Origin of the sequence: uncultured Algoriphagus sp., from assembly GCF_963974365.1 — a bacterium.
Taxonomy (GTDB): Bacteria; Bacteroidota; Bacteroidia; order Cytophagales; family Cyclobacteriaceae; genus Algoriphagus.
This window is the reverse complement of record NZ_CAXBBX010000006.1, coordinates 125,586-142,285: the sequence shown is the minus strand read 5'-3', so window position 1 is coordinate 142,285 and position 16,700 is coordinate 125,586. Positions and strand designations below refer to the sequence as shown.

The following is a 16,700-nucleotide window of genomic DNA, read 5'->3' as shown; positions in this document are numbered from 1 at the left end:
AGGAAAAATATTCGCTATGCAAACGATTGAGTATAAAGATTTCAACAAAATAGAATTGTGTATTGGCACTATTTTAAGAGTTGAACCATTTGAAAAAGCCAGAAATCCTTCCTATAAAATTTGGGTTGATTTGGGGGAAGATCTAGGGGTTAAGAAGTCCTCGGCCCAAGTTACAGTACATTACCAGCCTCAAGACCTAGTTGGAAAGCAAGTTCTTTGTGTTTGCAATTTGGCTCCGAGGCAGATTGCAGATTTCATGTCTGAAATTTTGATCACCGGTTTTAGTGATGAAAAGGGTGATATAGTACTTACTTCAGTGGAGCGACCTGTGCCCAACGGGGCACGATTGCATTAAGTTTCTAAGGAATATGGGAAATCTAAGGGATTTGGAAAATCAAATTCAAATCCTGTAGTACGGATTTTATCACCAGAGATTAGGCGGTCTTTGCTGTCAGAGCTATTTTGGTAGCTTTTGGGAGGTTCAAGTCCTAGCTCATGTGCATTTTTCCCGTATACATCTTTTCGCAGCGAATGAATAGGAGCTACGCCATTGTAGGTTTCATTCCAGAGATTTTTTTCGATAATCCACGCGAGCATTTTACCTGCGTCAGTTCTGTAGATGAAATTCACGCGTGTGTGTCCTGGAATATTTTCTTTGCCAGCCACATATTTTCCAGGGATTCTATCGTCACCTATTAGCCCTCCGAACCTAACGATGGTGAGCTCAAAATTTCTATTCTCAGAAACCAATAATTCACTTTTATAGATAGTCAGATTACCTGAATTTGTTTTATCTATAGCCTCTATTTCTGTGTATGCTTCTTCTCTATTTTCTTTGGGATATACACCCGTGCTTGATACGAAAATGACTTTCTTGATAGCTGACTGATCTATCATACTTCTCAGAAACTTGATTTGCTCAAGATAAAAATCTCCAGAAACTGAACGTGAGCGTGGTGGAATATTGATCACCAATATTTCGCAGGTGAATAATTCCTGGAATGCTCTTCCTTGCGGAAATGGTGCCAATTCAAATTGGATGGCATTTACCCCCTCTTCTTTGAGTCGAACTAGTTTTTCAGAAGAAGTTGTACTGCCAATCACCGCATGACCTTCTTTTTGCAAAAGCTTTGCTAAGGGTAAACCTATCCAGCCAAGGCCTATTATCGAAATTTTTGTCATAGATCTTAAAGAAAAAAACCTCCCTAAGTTGGGAGGTTTAAATGAGTTAATCCTTCTTTGGAACAGTACCTAGGATATAATCCCATAAGGGTGTACTCACCCCAAAAGCAACATCCGGATCTTTGTAATGATGAATCGCATGGTGTACCCAAAGTACTTTCATAAAGTTCTTTGGAGGCTGTATGGCATGTACCAAATAGTGGATTCCTAAGTAAAGGGCATATCCAAGCAAAAAACCTGGCAGGAAATAATAAGCTAAATCTCCCATGGTCAATTTGAATATGAGATAAAGAATAGCTGCATAGGCACCACTTACGAAAGGAGGCATTGCCAATCTATCTTTGTCTTTCGGGTAATCGTGGTGAATTCCGTGAACAGTGTACTGCAATTTGTCTTTGACAGGAGTATTTGGCTCCATATGGAAAAAATGCTTGTGCATCATATATTCCACCAGAGTAAATCCAATATATCCCACTACAAACAAAAGAATAGCTGTGCCAACCCCTACCGATGTTTCCTGAATTCCGAAATAAATAGAAATTAATCCAAGAATGATAAACATGCTAATAGGTACTAATATATTCGTCCTTGAAATTTTCTCCAGAATTGGGTTAGAGAAAATTTGGGCTGTGCCAAAGTTATCTGGCTTATCCAATCTTCCAATTTTTTTCATACGCTACTAAATAAAACGATACTTATTCCCCAACGCTTGATTGGGATTTATTCCACAAAGATAATTCAAAACTGCAGTTTATCCCTGTGATTTACCTGACAAATATCAGTTGTAAATCAAATTTCTGCCATGGTGGACTCGATTGTCCGCTGATAATAAGCCACATAATGTGGCAAAATCATAGAGATATCAAATTCCTTTGCTCTAGCAAGAGCATTTTTTTTGAAGGTAGGTAGATTGGCATCATCCAGTATAAAGAGTGCTTTTTCCTTCATGTATTGGATGTCCCCAATATTGGAAACATACCCTGTGACGCCATCTATGTTCAATTCTGGAATCCCTCCGGCGTTAGACGTAAGGATTGGAACTTCGCAAGCCATTGCTTCTAGAGCTGCTAAACCAAAGCTTTCTTTCTCCGAAGGCATGAGAAAAAGATCTGCTACAGAAAGCACTTCTTCTACTGCGTCTAGTTTTCCTAAAAAGCGAACATCATCACAGGTTCCCAATTCACGACACAGTCGCTCCATTTTATCCCGCTCTGGGCCATCCCCTACCAAAAGTAATTTGGCTGGAATCTCTTTTCTAACTTCATAGAACACCTTAATGACATCCTCTACCCGCTTTACTTTTCTGAAATTTGAAGTGTGAACGAGAAGCTTTTCTCCGTTCGGGCAAATTGCTAATTTGAAATGTTCCTTTTTCTGACGCTTAAATCTATCCAAATCAATAAAATTTGGAATCACTTCTATTTCCCGTTGAATGTCAAAGAAAGCATAGGTTTCCTTTCTAAGATCTTCAGAAACAGCTGTCACTCCATCAGATTGATTGATGCTAAAGGTGACAACGGGCTCATAACTAGGGTCTTTTCCGACCAAAGTAATGTCCGTACCGTGAAGAGTTGTGACGACTGGAATTTGGATGCCTTGTGTTTTCAAGATCTGTTTTGCCATATAAGCTGCCGAGGCGTGCGGAATAGCATAGTGAACATGGAGTAAATCAAGCTTTTCGTATTTCACGACACTGACCATTTTGCTTGCCAGTGCCAGCTCATAGGGTGCGTGCTCAAAAAGTGGATAGCTCTTGATGTCAACTTCGTGGTAGTATAAATTTTCACTAAAAAAGTCTAAGCGTGAAGGTTGTTTATAGGTAATGAAGTGAACTTCATGCCCGATTTTCGCTAATCCCTTACCAAGTTCTGTTGCTACAACTCCACTACCACCAAAAGTTGGGTAGCAAACAATGCCTATTTTCATATTATGTTTGGCTAGTTTATTAACCTGACTTTAAACACGAATTGAACCATGTTTTGTTCAATTCCCAAGTTAATTATCCAATTATTAAAAAATAAAAGATCCAAAACAACTGAATGTCAATTGCTCACGTGCTTTTTTTAACCCAAGAGAAGTGGTATATAAGTGGTTTTTAGAAGTAAAATCTTGATAATTCTAGTTATCCAGTTTTAGCCAAATTGATTTATCTCCTTCTTCTCTAAGTGAGCCACCACTTAATTGTTTGAACATTAATTCCACTCCAAACTGATCATTTTTCTCAATTTTGATTTTATCCCCTTTGATTTTATAAGATGTTCGGGATATAATATCTCCACCATATAAGACATCGGCAACTCCACCCGCAGATAATGTAATCAGTCTACTACACCAAAACTCTTGATTTTCGGATGAATCACAATAATCCGGAGTATTTACATAGCTTCCCAATATGTCTGGTTCATCAAGCTTCTCGCAGGAAGAAAAAACAAGGAAGACAAATAAGATAGATAATAAGTTTTTCATGGTTTAAAAAGTATAAAGGGGATACGTGAAATTTGTCTAAATGGGCTACAATAATGTGATTGATGCTTTTTGTTGAACTCTTGGAAATATTTGGGCATGAGCTTCAATCTATTGTTTTTCCCATAATGCTCCATCACGCTCATTTTTAAGTGTGGAGTTATCTATATATCGAAAAACGAATTGGTCTATCACCTCATCCGCTTTGGCAACAATAATTTTTTCTCCTCTAATTTTAAAAGTGGTTCTAAATATGATGTCTCCACTCGGAAGGATGTCTGCAACTCCATCAGGAGAAAGTGTCAGGGTGCTAGCGCAACCTAATTCAGGATTATCGGCTGGATTACATCCTTCAGGAATGTAGGTATAGGTTCCTAGGATCTCCGGCTCGTCTATTTTTTCACAGGAAAAGAAAATTAATCCTAAAAGAGAAAGTAGTAGTAAGTTTTTCATAAAAAAGCAGTTAGGTATATTATTCATACGGAACAGACAGCTCGCCCGCTACAATCGGCCTAACTTTTTTAAAAATTCCTAGTTTAGGGTTTGAATAGAGTTTCATGACCAAGAAAGCAATAATCATAGGTTCAGGAATAGCTGGCATCGCAGCTTCAATAAGATTAGCGATAAAAGGCTACCACGTTGAAGTATTTGAAGCTAACGCTTATCCTGGCGGAAAGCTTTCTGAAATTGAAATAGAAGGCTATCGATTCGATGCCGGACCCTCACTTTTCACACTTACTGAGCAAGTGGATGAGCTTTTTCGATTGGCAGGCAAAAGTCCTGAGGATTACTTTGCCTATGAAAAATTGGATGTGACCTGCCAATACTTTTGGGAAGATGGAACAAACCTGAAAGCTTACGCTAATCTGGATCAATTTGCTGAGGAAGTGCAAACCAAGCTTGGCGAGCCAGCATCAAGTATTCGTGATGCACTCAGACAATCGGCCTTTATTTACGACAGATTAGCTCCACTATTTATGAATCGCTCGCTTCATAAGTTGGATACCTGGACAAATCCCCAAGCATTGAAATCCTATATGAAGATGGGAAAGTTGGGAATTTTCTCTACTATGAATGAGGCGAATAGAAAGCAATTTTCACATCCGAAATTGGTGCAGCTTTTCAATCGTTATGCTACTTACAACGGGTCGAATCCTTTTGAAACCCCGGCGACGCTGAATATTATTCCTCATCTGGAATTTAATATTGGCGCCTTTTTTCCGAAAAAAGGCATGCATGACATCACGCAAAGTCTTTATAAGCTTTCATTAGAACTTGGAGTGACATATCATTTTGGCGATAAAGTGGAAAAGGTCTTAGTAGAAAATGGAGAGGCAAAAGGAATTAGAGTAAATGGGGAAGGTTTCCATGCAGACCTTGTTGTAAATAATATGGATATGGTCAATGCATATAAAACCATTCTGAAAGAGGAAAAGCAACCTAGACTTTTACTCAAGCAACCGAAATCTAGTTCTGCTCTTATTTTCTATTGGGGAATTAAGCGGGATTTTCCTGAGTTGGATCTCCACAATATTTTCTTTTCGGATAATTACCCATTGGAATTTGAACATATTTTCAAGCGCGGGACGATCTATGATGATCCTACGATCTATGTGAACATCACCTCTACACATAAATCTGACGATGCTCCGGAGGGATGCATGAATTGGTTTACCATGATCAATGTCCCCAATAACCAAGGACAGGATTGGGATAAAATGATTGCAGAGGCCAAAAGGAATATCATCCACAAGCTCAATCGCATCTTAAAGACAGATGTCGAGTCTTTGATCGAAGTGGAGGAAATCCTTGATCCAAGGACAATTGAATCGAAAACATCCTCAGCTCAAGGTGCGCTTTATGGCAATAGCTCCAATAACAAGTTTGCAGCTTTCCTTCGCCACGCGAATTATTCTTCTTCGATAAAAAATCTATACTTCTGTGGAGGATCTGTGCATCCCGGTGGTGGGATCCCGCTTTGTTTACTTTCTGCAAAGATTATGAGTGGGATGATTTAGAGTCCGCAGACCACCGTCCATGGTCAACAGCTGTCCTGAATCATTAACGATATATTTTAGAAATTTGGCGGCGGTGGACAGTGGTCAGTCATCAGTCGACTTATTTAAACTCACTGCGACTGATCACTGATCAACCCCTCAATCGCTTCCTTCACCAAATCCATTTCAAAACCCTTGCTCATCAAATACTGGGTGACTTTGAATTTCTTTTTGTAGGTCTCGGGTTCTCGTGTGGTTTCCCACTTTTTTTCTGCCTGGGATAAAAGTGTGTCGTAATATTCTTCAGGATCGATTTCAGTCATGCCTTTTCGGATAAGGTCTTCTGAGATTTCGCGCATTTTCAACTCCATACGAATTCGGTTCCTGCCCCATTTTTTCAGCCTGAATTTGCCACGTGCAAAAGATCTCGCATAACGCTCCTCATTCAAAAATTCTTCTGCTATCAATTCCGAAATTATTTTCTCCGCAGGTTCATCTTTGATACCTTTTTCATAAAGTTTCCGCCGAACCTCCCATGGACAACGCTCCTGATAGGCACAGAAAGTTGTTAGCTTTTCAAAAGCTTCTTCCTGCGACCAGGAGTTTTTTCCTGACTCATTTGGCTTATATTTTCCCCAACTGGACATTTTCCGTAATTTTAAACCAAATTATAGCGAATCCCTTTTTTATCAAACCTTATTAAATTTTCAAAACTCATTATGCGTAAGAAAATCGTAGCCGGCAACTGGAAAATGAACATGACCTTCGAAGAAGGTCAGACCCTTACTTCCGAAATATTAAACATGATGAAGGACGAGCATTCCGGCGAAGCTATCGCTGTGCTTAACCCTCCTTTTCCACATATTTTCCCAGTCAAAAAACTTATAGGCCAAGCAAAAGGTGTTTTTATCGGAGCTCAGAACTGTTCTGATAAAGAAGCTGGAGCATTCACAGGTGAAGTTTCTGCAAAGATCCTGGCTTCTTTTGGAGCACAATATGTGATCATCGGTCATAGCGAGCGCCGTGAATATTTCAAAGAAAGCAATGAGATTCTTGCTACCAAAGTAAAGCTTGCTCTTGCCAATGGCTTGACTCCAATCTTCTGCTGTGGAGAATCTCTTGAAATCAGAACTGCAGGTACCCATGAGCCAAATGTGAAATTTCAGTTGACAGAAGGTCTTTTTGACTTGAGCCCTGAGGATTTCTCCAAGATCGTGATTGCTTATGAGCCGATCTGGGCAATTGGTACGGGCAAAACAGCAAGCTCTGAGGAAGCTCAGGACATGCATGCGGCCTTGAGAAGACACATCGCTTCTAAATACGGAAAAGACATCGCTGATAACACTTCAATCCTTTATGGAGGTAGCTGTAATCCAAAGAATGCTCAGGAGCTTTTTGCAAAGCCTGACGTAGATGGCGGATTGATCGGTGGAGCATCGTTGAAGTCCCGTGACTTCGTAGATATTATTAAATCATTCTAAGAAAAAATGGATTACCTGGAGTTTAAAATCAAGTGCCTGGAGCAATTCCGGGAAATCCTTATCGCCGAACTATCCATGATAGGCTTTGATTCCTTCCTCGAAACTGAGGAGGGAATCGATGCTTATACACTAGAGTCAGATTTTGATCGTGCAGCTTTCGATGAAGTGATAGCTCAATATAAAGTTGATGCTGAAATCACTTTGGAAGAAGGAGTAATGCCGAAAGTCAATTGGAATGAGGAATGGGAAAAAAATTATGATCCCATTGCTGTTGACGATCTGGTTTACGTGAGAGCGTCTTTTCACCCAAGCAAGTCTGAGTTCAAACACGAGATTGTAATCAATCCCAAAATGTCTTTTGGGACAGGTCATCATGCGACTACTTTCCAGATGCTTCGTCATCAAGGTCAGATAGATCACCAAGGGAAGCGTGTTTTGGATGTAGGTTCCGGTACAGGAATTCTTGCTGTAATGGCACATTTGCTTGGGGCAACTCAAATCGAGGCTTTTGATATCGATGATTGGTGTGTGGATAATGGAAATGAAAATTTCGATTTAAATGGTCTGGAGACAAGAATGGAATTGGGTACAATCAGAGAAGTAAATCCTCAGGGTGAATTCGATATCGTTTTGGCCAATATCAATAAGAATGTGTTGCTAGACGAGATGAACATTTATGCTGGTTTGTTGAAGTCAGAAGGGTTTTTGTTACTCAGTGGGTTTTACACAGAGGATATTGATGATTTGGATGCTTGCGCAAATCCACTTGGTCTGGAGTTGGTTTCTCAGCAAAGCAAGGATAATTGGGCCGCGTTGATTTTACAGAAGAACGCTTGAAGACAGCACACCGAAGTGGGAAGTAAAAAAAGTAAGTTGTAACATTTGTGAGTTGTATGGTTTAGATTATCCCATTCTTCAACTCTGCTTTGCCGCCGTAAATCGTAAATCAAAAATCTTAAATAAAGGGTAAAAGTCTTAATTAACCTTAGTATTTGACACACTTTACCACTTTAAAACTTTACAACCCTTTTCCCCAAATGACCGAACTGATTATTTACGCCGTCGTTTTTGTCTTGCTGATTGGGCATTGTTTTTTTGCAGGAAAAATGTATCGCGCTGTGCATGAGGACTCCAGCCTGACATTGTCTGAGAAAAATGATTGGAAACTCAAAGCACTTATTTTCCCGGCCTATTTTTGGGGGAAATACAAAAAGGCAAAAAGCTAGATTTTTTGCTTCCGAGTAAACTTTTAGGCTACTATAGCCGATTATAGAACCAATACTTTTAATTATAAAATCACAAGAAACTTAGTTTACTAAATTAGCTTCATGGAGTACCTCTGGAAACAAAAGCCCAAAACCTCTCAAACAGCGATAGATCAGCTGAGCAAGGAGATCAATGTCAATCCGACGTTGGCCAATATGCTGATAAACCGAGGGGTGGAGAGTTTTGAGCAGGCGAAGAGTTACTTCCGCCCTTCCTTAGTGATGCTTCACGATCCTTTTCTAATGAAGGATATGACGGAGGCTGTCGATAGAATTCAGGAAGCCATTGCTAAGGAGCAAAAGATTATGGTCTATGGTGACTATGATGTAGATGGCACGACTGCAGTTGCGCTGATGTATGGATTTTTAAAAACCTTCTATCCTGATGTGGTATTTTATATTCCAGATCGCTACAAAGAGGGCTACGGTATTTCTGAGAAAGGCGTTCGTTTCGCTGCCGATAATGATATTAAGTTGATTATCGCGCTCGATTGCGGGATCAAGGCAATAGAAAAGGTGGCTTTGGCTACTAAATTAGGTGTTGATTTTATTATCTGTGATCACCATACGCCTGGCGAGGAGCTTCCAGCTGCTATTGCAGTTTTGGATGCCAAGCGTAAGGATTGCGATTACCCATATAAGGAATTAAGTGGTGCAGGTGTTGGATTCAAACTGATTCAGGCGATTGCCATAAAGCGCGGGATGGAAAGTTCCCAGTTGGACGCTTATTTGGATTTGGTTGCGGTGAGTATCGCTGCCGATATAGTTCCGATTACAGGAGAAAACAGAATTCTTGCCTATTACGGCCTGGATCGATTGAATAATACCCCACGTCCAGGATTGAAGGCATTAATGCTAAGTAGCAATCTCGAAAAGGACATTGGGATTTCTGATGTGGTTTTCAAAATCGGTCCGAGAATTAACGCGTCCGGACGACTCGAGCATGCAAAAGCTTCGGTGGAATTACTCATTTCTTCAGACTTAGAAGGCGCCATGGAGCGAGCCAAAGTCGTGGATGAAGTGAACGCAACCCGAAGGAATTTTGACGAAAATATTACTAAGGAAGCTTTTGAAATGATTGCTTCCCGGGAGGAATTAGTAGAGTGGAATTCCACAGTCCTCTTCAAGGAAGATTGGCATAAAGGAGTCATTGGAATTGTAGCTAGTCGTTGCATTGAGAAATATTACAGACCGACCATTATTTTGACCGAGTCAAATGGAAAGGCAACTGGAAGCGCGAGATCGGTTGTGGACTTTAATATTTACGAAGCAATCGAGGAATGTTCGGATTTACTTGACCAATTTGGCGGGCACATGTATGCGGCTGGTTTGACGCTTCCCGTGGAGAATGTTGTTGCATTTCAGGAGAAATTTGAAGCGGTGGTGAAGAGTAGAATCGAGGAAGTTCATCGCAAGCCAGTGATAGAGGTTGACGATGAATTGCTTTTAGATCAGATTAATTACAAGTTTTATAATATCTTGAAGCAAATGGCGCCATTTGGTCCAGGAAATACAGAGCCGATTTTCCGAATCTCAAATGTTTACGCGGAAGATGTGACAGTCTTAAAGGATAAGCATCTGAGGTTCAAAATAGTACAGGATGGGCAGGTGACTACACCGGTTTGTCTGGGATTTGGAATGGCAGATCGGACCAAAGATCCTGACTTGACCACCGTAAATATGCTTCGCGGAAAAATGCGATTTGATATAGTTGCTGAAATGAGAGAAAATGTATTTCGCGATAAAAGCAGTTTGCAACTCTACGTGAAAGACATCAAATTTGATTGATATGATTCTTCGAGCCGAACATTTAGTAAAAATCTACAAAGGTCGCCGGGTGGTGAATGACATCTCTGTGGAGGTAAGCCAAGGTGAAATTGTAGGACTTTTAGGCCCTAATGGAGCTGGGAAAACCACTTCATTTTACATGATTGTAGGTTTGATTCAGCCAAATGAGGGTAAAATTTTTCTCGAAAATGATGATATCACCAGTCTTCCTATGTACCGCAGAGCAAAGCAGGGAATAGGATATTTAGCTCAGGAAGCATCGGTTTTTCGTAAACTTTCGGTAGAAGAAAATATCATGGCTGTCTTGGAAATGACCAAAATGCCAAAGCAACAACGCAAAGAAAAAGTAGAGAGCCTTCTGGAGGAATTCAGCTTAACTCACGTACGCAAAAATTTGGGAATGGTACTTTCCGGAGGTGAAAGAAGAAGAACTGAGATCGCTAGAGCATTGGCTGTTGACCCGAAATTTGTGCTGTTGGATGAGCCTTTTGCAGGTGTGGATCCCATTGCTGTGGAGGAAATCCAGACTATCGTTGCAAAGCTAAAAACCAAAAATATTGGTATTTTGATCACTGATCACAATGTGAATGAGACTTTGTCCATCACTGATAGAGCATACTTAATGTTTGAAGGTAAGTTGCTAAAGGCTGGAACGGCGGAAGAACTTGCCGCCGATGAGCAAGTGAGAAAAGTGTATTTAGGATCTAATTTCGAGTTGAAACGAAAAGTTTTTAATTAATGGCGGTTCTGAATTCCTTTATGACCTGGATTTTTAGGAGTCGTCTTGGTCAAATCGAAAATTTCAAGCACAATCCAATTGCTGTTCAGGAGGCAATTTTTAAGGAGCTTTTGGAAGCTGGAAAAAATACAGATTTTGGAGTTGAGCATCGATTTTCGGAGATAAAGTCCTATGCAGATTTTGCACGCAGAGTACCTATAAGAAACTACGATAGCTTCAAGCCATTCATCGATAAGACGATGGAAGGAAAGGATAATGTGATATGGAATCGGGAAATAGAATGGTTTGCTAAGTCATCAGGAACAACTGCAAGTCGTAGCAAGTACATTCCAGTGACACATGAAAGCCTGGAAGAATGTCATTATAAAGGAGGAAAGGACATGGTGGCGCTTTACATGGCCAATTATCCTGACTCCAGAATGTTTGCCGGAAAGACATTAACCATAGGTGGAACTCTTGATAACAACCCACTGAATCCTCAAGGAACTGCAAGAGCTGGAGACATCTCTGCGGTGATCATGGAGAACCTACCATTTTGGTCGTATTTTGTCCGAACTCCATCCAAGGAAACTGCTTTGATGGGAGAATGGGAAGCCAAAATTGAAAAAATGGCTCGCGAAACCATGGATGAAGATGTGACGTGCATGGCTGGAGTTCCTACTTGGACTATTGTTCTTTTGCAAAAAGTCTTGGAGCTCAAGAAAGCCAAGAACATTACAGAAGTTTGGCCAAATCTTGAGATTTTCTTCCACGGTGCGGTTGCTTTTGGGCCATATAGAAGTCTTTTCAAGGAGCTTATTCCTTCAGAAAAGATGCGTTATATGGAAACCTATAATGCTTCGGAAGGATTTTTTGGGATTCAGGATCAGAAAGATTCTGATGAGTTATTACTGTTGTTGGATTATGGGATTTTCTATGAATTTATTTCCATGGAAGAGTGGGATAATGAAAATCCAGAAGTGATTCCTTTGTCTCAAGTAGAAGTTGGTAAGAATTATGCTTTAGTGATAACTACTAACGGTGGACTTTGGCGATATAAAATTGGTGATACGGTGAAATTCACTTCCACTTCACCTTATAGATTCAGGATTTCCGGGCGGACACGACATTTTATCAATGCTTTCGGAGAGGAAGTGATTGTAGAAAATGCTGAAAAAGCGATCCAATTTGCAGCTGAGCAGACCGACGCTATGATTTCTAATTTTACAGCTGCCCCGGTGTATTTTGATGGCACTGGATCCAAAGGTGCCCATGAATGGATCGTAGAGTTCCAAAAGAGCCCCTCGGATCCAGAAAAGTTCAATAGACTTTTAGATGAGCATTTGCGGGAAATCAATTCAGATTACGATGCAAAGCGTCACAAGGGACTAGCATTGATAGAACCTATAATCCATCATGCTCCGCTTGGATTATTTGAAAATTGGATGCGGAAAAGAGGAAAGCTAGGAGGACAACACAAAGTGCCACGACTTTCCAATTCAAGAGAATATTTGGATGAGATATTAGGAATGCTTCAGGAAGTTTAACTTAGTAGTATAAACTAACAGAGCCCAGTGAATTATCACTGGGCTCTGTTATTCTTCTAGCTTAGTCTTTTTGAGTTCAGAATTAAGATTTCCGATTTCAAACTTCCAATCCCTTATCCCGCATCTTTTTGAACTCGTCAAATCTTCTATAGATCGCTACCGAAAATCCAACAAGCATGATGATTGTTCCAATCCAAAGTATGTTGATATAAGGCTTCACGATAGCCTTCATCACCACGTAATCTTTTTGGTACTGGTTCACTTTGAAAACAAACTTGTTTTCTTCAGGTAGGATGTTTTCCAGACTAATTTTGATTCCTAGCTCATTATCTATCACTGGAAGCTTGCCGACTTGATTGTTTCGAATAATGAAGGTTGGCTGCAGTAGTTTTTCCACATCGTAATCCAAAATTCTAAGATTAGCTCTTACAGCCACATCACCTTCTTGAAGCACATATCCGTCAAGTTCTTCGAGCACATCTGCACCATCGAAATAGGTGACGTAATCTGCCACATGGAACTGTTCCCCTGGAGCGACTTCATACATCTCATCCTCTTTCCAATCCGGATCCTCAGAATCATTCATGGCGGCTACATATGTATATAGATCCTTGTCGATAAAGATCCTGGACGCTGGTGAAGAAATCAATCCACCCATGCCTTCATTGAACTGAGACATAGGGCTAAGTGAAAACTTCAATACTTCATTTTGATAATATTCGATCTGGAAATAGTCATTTTCCTCCAAGACGATGTCTACTTTATCGCCTTTCTTGAAATGATCTTTATAGTCCTCCAAAGCGAGGGCTTCATTTACTTTTCCTGTTGGTTCCAAAATCTTGGCAGGAACATATTCTGAGATACCTTTTACCTTCTTCTGACGACCACGGTAAATCACCGTATAGTCCTTCATCTGAGTTGGTTTATTGATCCAAAGCAACACATGCTCCTTGTTCAGTTCATCTTCCCAGCTATTGCTATAAGTGAGGCCAGACATGTTGATGGAAATGGTATCTGAATACCCAGAGCTAAACATGATACCTATTAGAATCATACCCAAACCAATATGTGCCAAAGAACCACCTGCTAGTTTGAAAGTTGATTTCTTTAGGATTTTGGCTAAAATCACTGAGTTGGCAGTGATGGTGAAAGTGCCTGCAAGAACTATAATGATGTACTGCCAGTCATAAACTTTGGCCAGGACAATAATAGCTGCCGAAAGCAGGACTGAAATAATATAAGGAGTCAAGAGCGCCTCTTTCAACGCTTTCTTATCCATTTTTTGCCACCAGAAGAATTGTCCAACAGCCGTGAGCATAGCCAGCGCTACTGCAAACCAAAGCTGGAATTTGGTGTAAAACTCAATCTGATCGGCTGGAGGAGCCATATTGGATATGCCTCCGAAACTTTCCACCATTGCATTCCAGGCTGGAATAGAAGTAGGAAGTATCACTTGAAATGCCATCAAAGCAAGGGTAGTCGCTCCGATAAACACCCAGAATTCACGGGAGTAAACAGAAGCTTCCTTCTCAGAAGTTGGAATGTGTTTCCAATTTATTACGCAAAGAACTACAGCTACCACAAGGAAGAATAGCATGTAGATCAGCAATTGACCGGAAAGTCCAAGGTCAGTGAATGAGTGAACTGAAGCATCGCCCAATACGCCAGATCTTACCAAGAATGTAGCGTAAAGAACCAGAATAAAGGTCATGATTACTAAGACAATCGAGGTTTTCAATGCAGTAGCACTTTTCTTGAAAGTGATCATGCAGTGAATAGCAGCAACCAAAATCAGCCATGGTACATACACGGCATTTTCCACAGGATCCCAATTCCAATATCCTCCAAAGTTCAGCGTCACATAGGCCCAGTAAGCCCCCATGATGATTCCCATTCCAAGTATCATAGCGGAGAAAATGGCCCAAGGCAACGCTGGACGAATCCATTCAGAGTATTTTTTGGTAACCAATCCACCCATCAGGAATGCAAAAGGAACCAAAGTGGATGCATAACCCAAGAATAGTGTTGGAGGGTGAATTACCATCCAGATGTTTTGCAAAAGCGGATTTAACCCTGTTCCATCTTCCGGTACAAAGTCAGGATTCATCTGAAAAATTGGCGCCTGAGTAGCATCTCTCAACAAAATGAATGGAGAACTACCGATTTTCAAATCACCAATCACCACGCCCAAAATCATGGAAACCAAGAATGCCTGAACTAGCGCAAATACAATCATTACAGGAGCTTCCCAGAATTTATTTGTGAAAATCAGGATGGTCCCTAGCACTACATTCCAGAATATCCAAAGGATGAAAGCTCCTTCTTGACCTTCCCAGAAGCTGGAAATCATGTAATGAACCGGAAGAGCTTCTGAACTGTGCGAATAAGCGTAGAAATACTCGAAACGGTGATTGTAGATAATTTCAAAAAGTGACACAGCGATCATCACTGCGGAAATGCCATGAACTGCGAAACTGATTCTACTGAATCTTTTCCAGCTGGCTTTCTCTAGTTCGTTTGCGCGGAAATACTGAATGTAAGCGTATGCGGTAGTCAGAGCACTGACAAAGGCCACTATGGTCATGAAGTGGCCAAGATTACCGATAAAGGTATTGATCATGGATTTTTTATTCTAACTGAGCTTAAACTCACATTCCTGCCGCCTGCACTTCAGTTTCCTGATATTTAGAAGGACATTTCATCAGTATCTTATCCGCAATGAAAATTTCATCATTTTTATAAGAACCGATTACTACTACAGATTCTGAGCGGGTGAAATCTGCTGGTACTGGCTCATTGTAAAATACTTCCTGCTCCACTCCTTCATTGTCAACCAACATGAAGGTAAAAGAAACTTTATCTTCCCGTACGTTCAGACCAGTTACTTCTCCAGTAGCGTCTTTTTTCAGCTGTCCGACTACGTGGATTGCTTTGTCGTTTCCGTCCTGCTTCATTTCTTTGGCAGTGGTGAAGCTTTCGTAGCTACTTGCATCACCGATGGAAGTCATAATGATTACAATGGCTACCGCAATAATTCCTAAACCTATTATATGTCCTGTTTTCATATGGTTATAATTGTTTTTTCAATGGTCATATGGAATCTCGCTAGGTGAATACTCTTCCCTTAGTGTGTGACTATTCAGTCATGCTCGATTTCATTTACTTATAATTTTAGGAATGAAGATTTTTTTCAAGTTGGCTTATCTTACGATCTGTACTGATAAGGTACACCGTGATTCCAGCGAATATGATCACGATTACTCCTACCAACACGTAGATTTTACCATTGGATCGCATGACGTCTGCCATTTCCACTGAATTATTTGAGTAGTCAGCTTCTGTCACAGGAATTTTCTCTTGTGCCAAAGCAGAAAGACTGAAAACCAAAAGAGCTATTGTTAGTAATTTTTTCATGAACTAGGAATTAATCATTCTGTCTTCAATTGTCCTCTCCACCCTACGCATTCTGACGCGTACAGTTGCGATCCAGCTACCTAAAAGTGTCCATCCAATAATAGCGGGATAGAAAACTGCACGAAGCTTGGAGTCCAGGTCGTAGGCGTTGAAGCCGGGGTTTCCACCATTTCCTGGGTGCAAACTGTCTGTTAATCTTGGCAATACGAAGATAAGGGGAATAAAAGCAGCGAATGCGAAAATGTTATAGATGGCTCCGATTCTAGCTCTCTGCTGAGAATCAGAAAGAGAATTTCTTAACACTAAATATGCGAAATACATTAGTATCCCAATGGCCGCAGCATTTTGCTTGGGATCACTACTCCAGTAATCTCCCCAGGTAAACTTGGCCCAGAGCATCCCGGTAACTATTCCTAATACACCGAATAAAATGGCTGAGTTGGTGAACTCAATAGCCATATCATCATGTCTGATGTCGTTGGTGCGAAGGTATTTGATGCTGTAATAGACTGCGGCTACCAGCATCAAGATCATTCCAAACCACATGGTCACGTGAAAGTGAAGAGCACGGATTGTTTCGTTGAGGATAGGAAGTCGAGGTGCTTCCATCAGCAAGCCTGCGATTAGCGTGTACAGCAGCAGGGCGATTGCAAGAATTTTCCACCAGGATTGGCGCATAGGGCATTTTTGCTAATTCAAGTGCAAAAATAAGTCATAAGTTCCTGAAAACGGTGCTTTTTGTGAAGTCTTTTGAGGGGATTTAGGATATTAGATTTACGAGATCTACAGAACTTCAAGCATTCTTATTTATCTCAGACTTTCTCTGGAAAGAATTAATGCTTGAC

The 16,700-nt window shown here is 40.6% G+C and carries 18 protein-coding genes; 8 read left to right on the top strand and 10 right to left on the bottom strand.

From position 1 onward, the window contains the following. Positions 1-16: 16 nt before the first annotated feature. Complete coding sequence (locus AACZ87_RS09945; RefSeq protein WP_339866817.1) at positions 17-355, top strand: tRNA-binding protein; 339 nt, start codon at positions 17-19, stop codon at positions 353-355. On the opposite strand, the gene AACZ87_RS09940 is transcribed toward AACZ87_RS09945, so the two are convergent. The 5 genes from AACZ87_RS09940 to AACZ87_RS09920 form a co-directional block, all read right to left on the bottom strand. Next, complete coding sequence (locus tag AACZ87_RS09940; protein WP_339866815.1) at positions 352-1,182, bottom strand: NAD(P)H-binding protein; 831 nt, start codon at positions 1,180-1,182, stop codon at positions 352-354. The two genes, AACZ87_RS09945 and AACZ87_RS09940, sit on opposite strands and share 4 nt — an antisense overlap. Positions 1,183-1,228: 46 nt before the next feature. Next, complete coding sequence (locus AACZ87_RS09935; protein WP_339866813.1) at positions 1,229-1,855, bottom strand: sterol desaturase family protein; 627 nt, start codon at positions 1,853-1,855, stop codon at positions 1,229-1,231. A 116-nt stretch (positions 1,856-1,971) separates the two neighbouring features. Then, positions 1,972-3,108 carry an N-acetyl-alpha-D-glucosaminyl L-malate synthase BshA gene (gene bshA / locus AACZ87_RS09930; protein ID WP_339866812.1) on the bottom strand — a complete coding sequence of 379 codons (1,137 nt, stop codon included), beginning with the start codon at positions 3,106-3,108 and terminating at the stop codon, positions 1,972-1,974. Positions 3,109-3,300: 192 nt separating this feature from the next. Next, on the bottom strand, positions 3,301-3,648 hold the full coding sequence (locus tag AACZ87_RS09925; RefSeq protein ID WP_339866811.1) for a hypothetical protein: 348 nt from the start codon (positions 3,646-3,648) through the stop codon (positions 3,301-3,303). A gap of 108 nt (positions 3,649-3,756) precedes the next feature. Continuing rightward, positions 3,757-4,098 carry a hypothetical protein gene (locus tag AACZ87_RS09920; protein ID WP_339866810.1) on the bottom strand — a complete coding sequence of 114 codons (342 nt, stop codon included), beginning with the start codon at positions 4,096-4,098 and terminating at the stop codon, positions 3,757-3,759. A gap of 104 nt (positions 4,099-4,202) precedes the next feature. Between AACZ87_RS09920 and crtD the strand changes: the two genes are divergently transcribed. Further along, complete coding sequence (gene crtD, locus AACZ87_RS09915) at positions 4,203-5,663, top strand: 1-hydroxycarotenoid 3,4-desaturase CrtD (RefSeq protein ID WP_339866808.1); 1,461 nt, start codon at positions 4,203-4,205, stop codon at positions 5,661-5,663. A gap of 110 nt (positions 5,664-5,773) precedes the next feature. Here crtD and AACZ87_RS09910 read toward each other — a convergent pair whose 3' ends face one another. Beyond that, entirely contained in the window at positions 5,774-6,289 is a 516-nt protein-coding gene (locus AACZ87_RS09910) for a regulatory protein RecX (protein WP_339866807.1), read from the bottom strand. A gap of 72 nt (positions 6,290-6,361) precedes the next feature. Between AACZ87_RS09910 and tpiA the strand changes: the two genes are divergently transcribed. The 6 genes from tpiA to AACZ87_RS09880 all read left to right on the top strand — a co-directional run bounded on the left by tpiA (position 6,362) and on the right by AACZ87_RS09880 (position 12,441). Further along, positions 6,362-7,123: a triose-phosphate isomerase gene (tpiA, locus tag AACZ87_RS09905; protein WP_339866805.1), complete on the top strand. Its 762-nt coding sequence runs from the start codon at positions 6,362-6,364 to the stop codon at positions 7,121-7,123. A 6-nt stretch (positions 7,124-7,129) separates the two neighbouring features. Beyond that, complete coding sequence (gene prmA / locus AACZ87_RS09900; protein WP_339866803.1) at positions 7,130-7,960, top strand: 50S ribosomal protein L11 methyltransferase; 831 nt, start codon at positions 7,130-7,132, stop codon at positions 7,958-7,960. 200 nt (positions 7,961-8,160) lie between these two features. Continuing rightward, the gene (locus tag AACZ87_RS09895; RefSeq protein ID WP_339866801.1) at positions 8,161-8,349 is read left to right on the top strand and encodes a hypothetical protein; all 189 of its coding nucleotides are present in this window, start codon (positions 8,161-8,163) and stop codon (positions 8,347-8,349) included. Positions 8,350-8,451: 102 nt separating this feature from the next. Beyond that, complete coding sequence (gene recJ / locus AACZ87_RS09890; protein ID WP_339866800.1) at positions 8,452-10,176, top strand: single-stranded-DNA-specific exonuclease RecJ; 1,725 nt, start codon at positions 8,452-8,454, stop codon at positions 10,174-10,176. A gap of 1 nt (position 10,177) precedes the next feature. After that, positions 10,178-10,915 carry an LPS export ABC transporter ATP-binding protein gene (gene lptB, locus AACZ87_RS09885; protein WP_283412189.1) on the top strand — a complete coding sequence of 246 codons (738 nt, stop codon included), beginning with the start codon at positions 10,178-10,180 and terminating at the stop codon, positions 10,913-10,915. Further along, entirely contained in the window at positions 10,915-12,441 is a 1,527-nt protein-coding gene (locus AACZ87_RS09880; RefSeq protein WP_339866798.1) for a GH3 auxin-responsive promoter family protein, read from the top strand. The genes lptB and AACZ87_RS09880 overlap by 1 nt, the downstream gene beginning before the upstream one ends. A gap of 97 nt (positions 12,442-12,538) precedes the next feature. Here the strand turns inward: AACZ87_RS09880 and ccsA (AACZ87_RS09875) are convergent, their stop codons facing one another. The 4 genes from ccsA (AACZ87_RS09875) to ccsA (AACZ87_RS09860) form a co-directional block, all read right to left on the bottom strand. Next, a complete protein-coding gene (gene ccsA / locus AACZ87_RS09875; protein WP_339866796.1) occupies positions 12,539-15,061 on the bottom strand; it encodes a cytochrome c biogenesis protein CcsA in 2,523 nt (840 codons plus the stop codon). A gap of 28 nt (positions 15,062-15,089) precedes the next feature. Next, positions 15,090-15,506 carry a cytochrome c maturation protein CcmE gene (locus tag AACZ87_RS09870; protein WP_339866794.1) on the bottom strand — a complete coding sequence of 139 codons (417 nt, stop codon included), beginning with the start codon at positions 15,504-15,506 and terminating at the stop codon, positions 15,090-15,092. 106 nt (positions 15,507-15,612) lie between these two features. Continuing rightward, complete coding sequence (locus AACZ87_RS09865; protein ID WP_339866793.1) at positions 15,613-15,855, bottom strand: CcmD family protein; 243 nt, start codon at positions 15,853-15,855, stop codon at positions 15,613-15,615. A gap of 3 nt (positions 15,856-15,858) precedes the next feature. Continuing rightward, on the bottom strand, positions 15,859-16,533 hold the full coding sequence (ccsA, locus tag AACZ87_RS09860) for a cytochrome c biogenesis protein CcsA (RefSeq protein WP_339866792.1): 675 nt from the start codon (positions 16,531-16,533) through the stop codon (positions 15,859-15,861). Between the last annotated feature and the right edge of the window lie 167 nt (positions 16,534-16,700).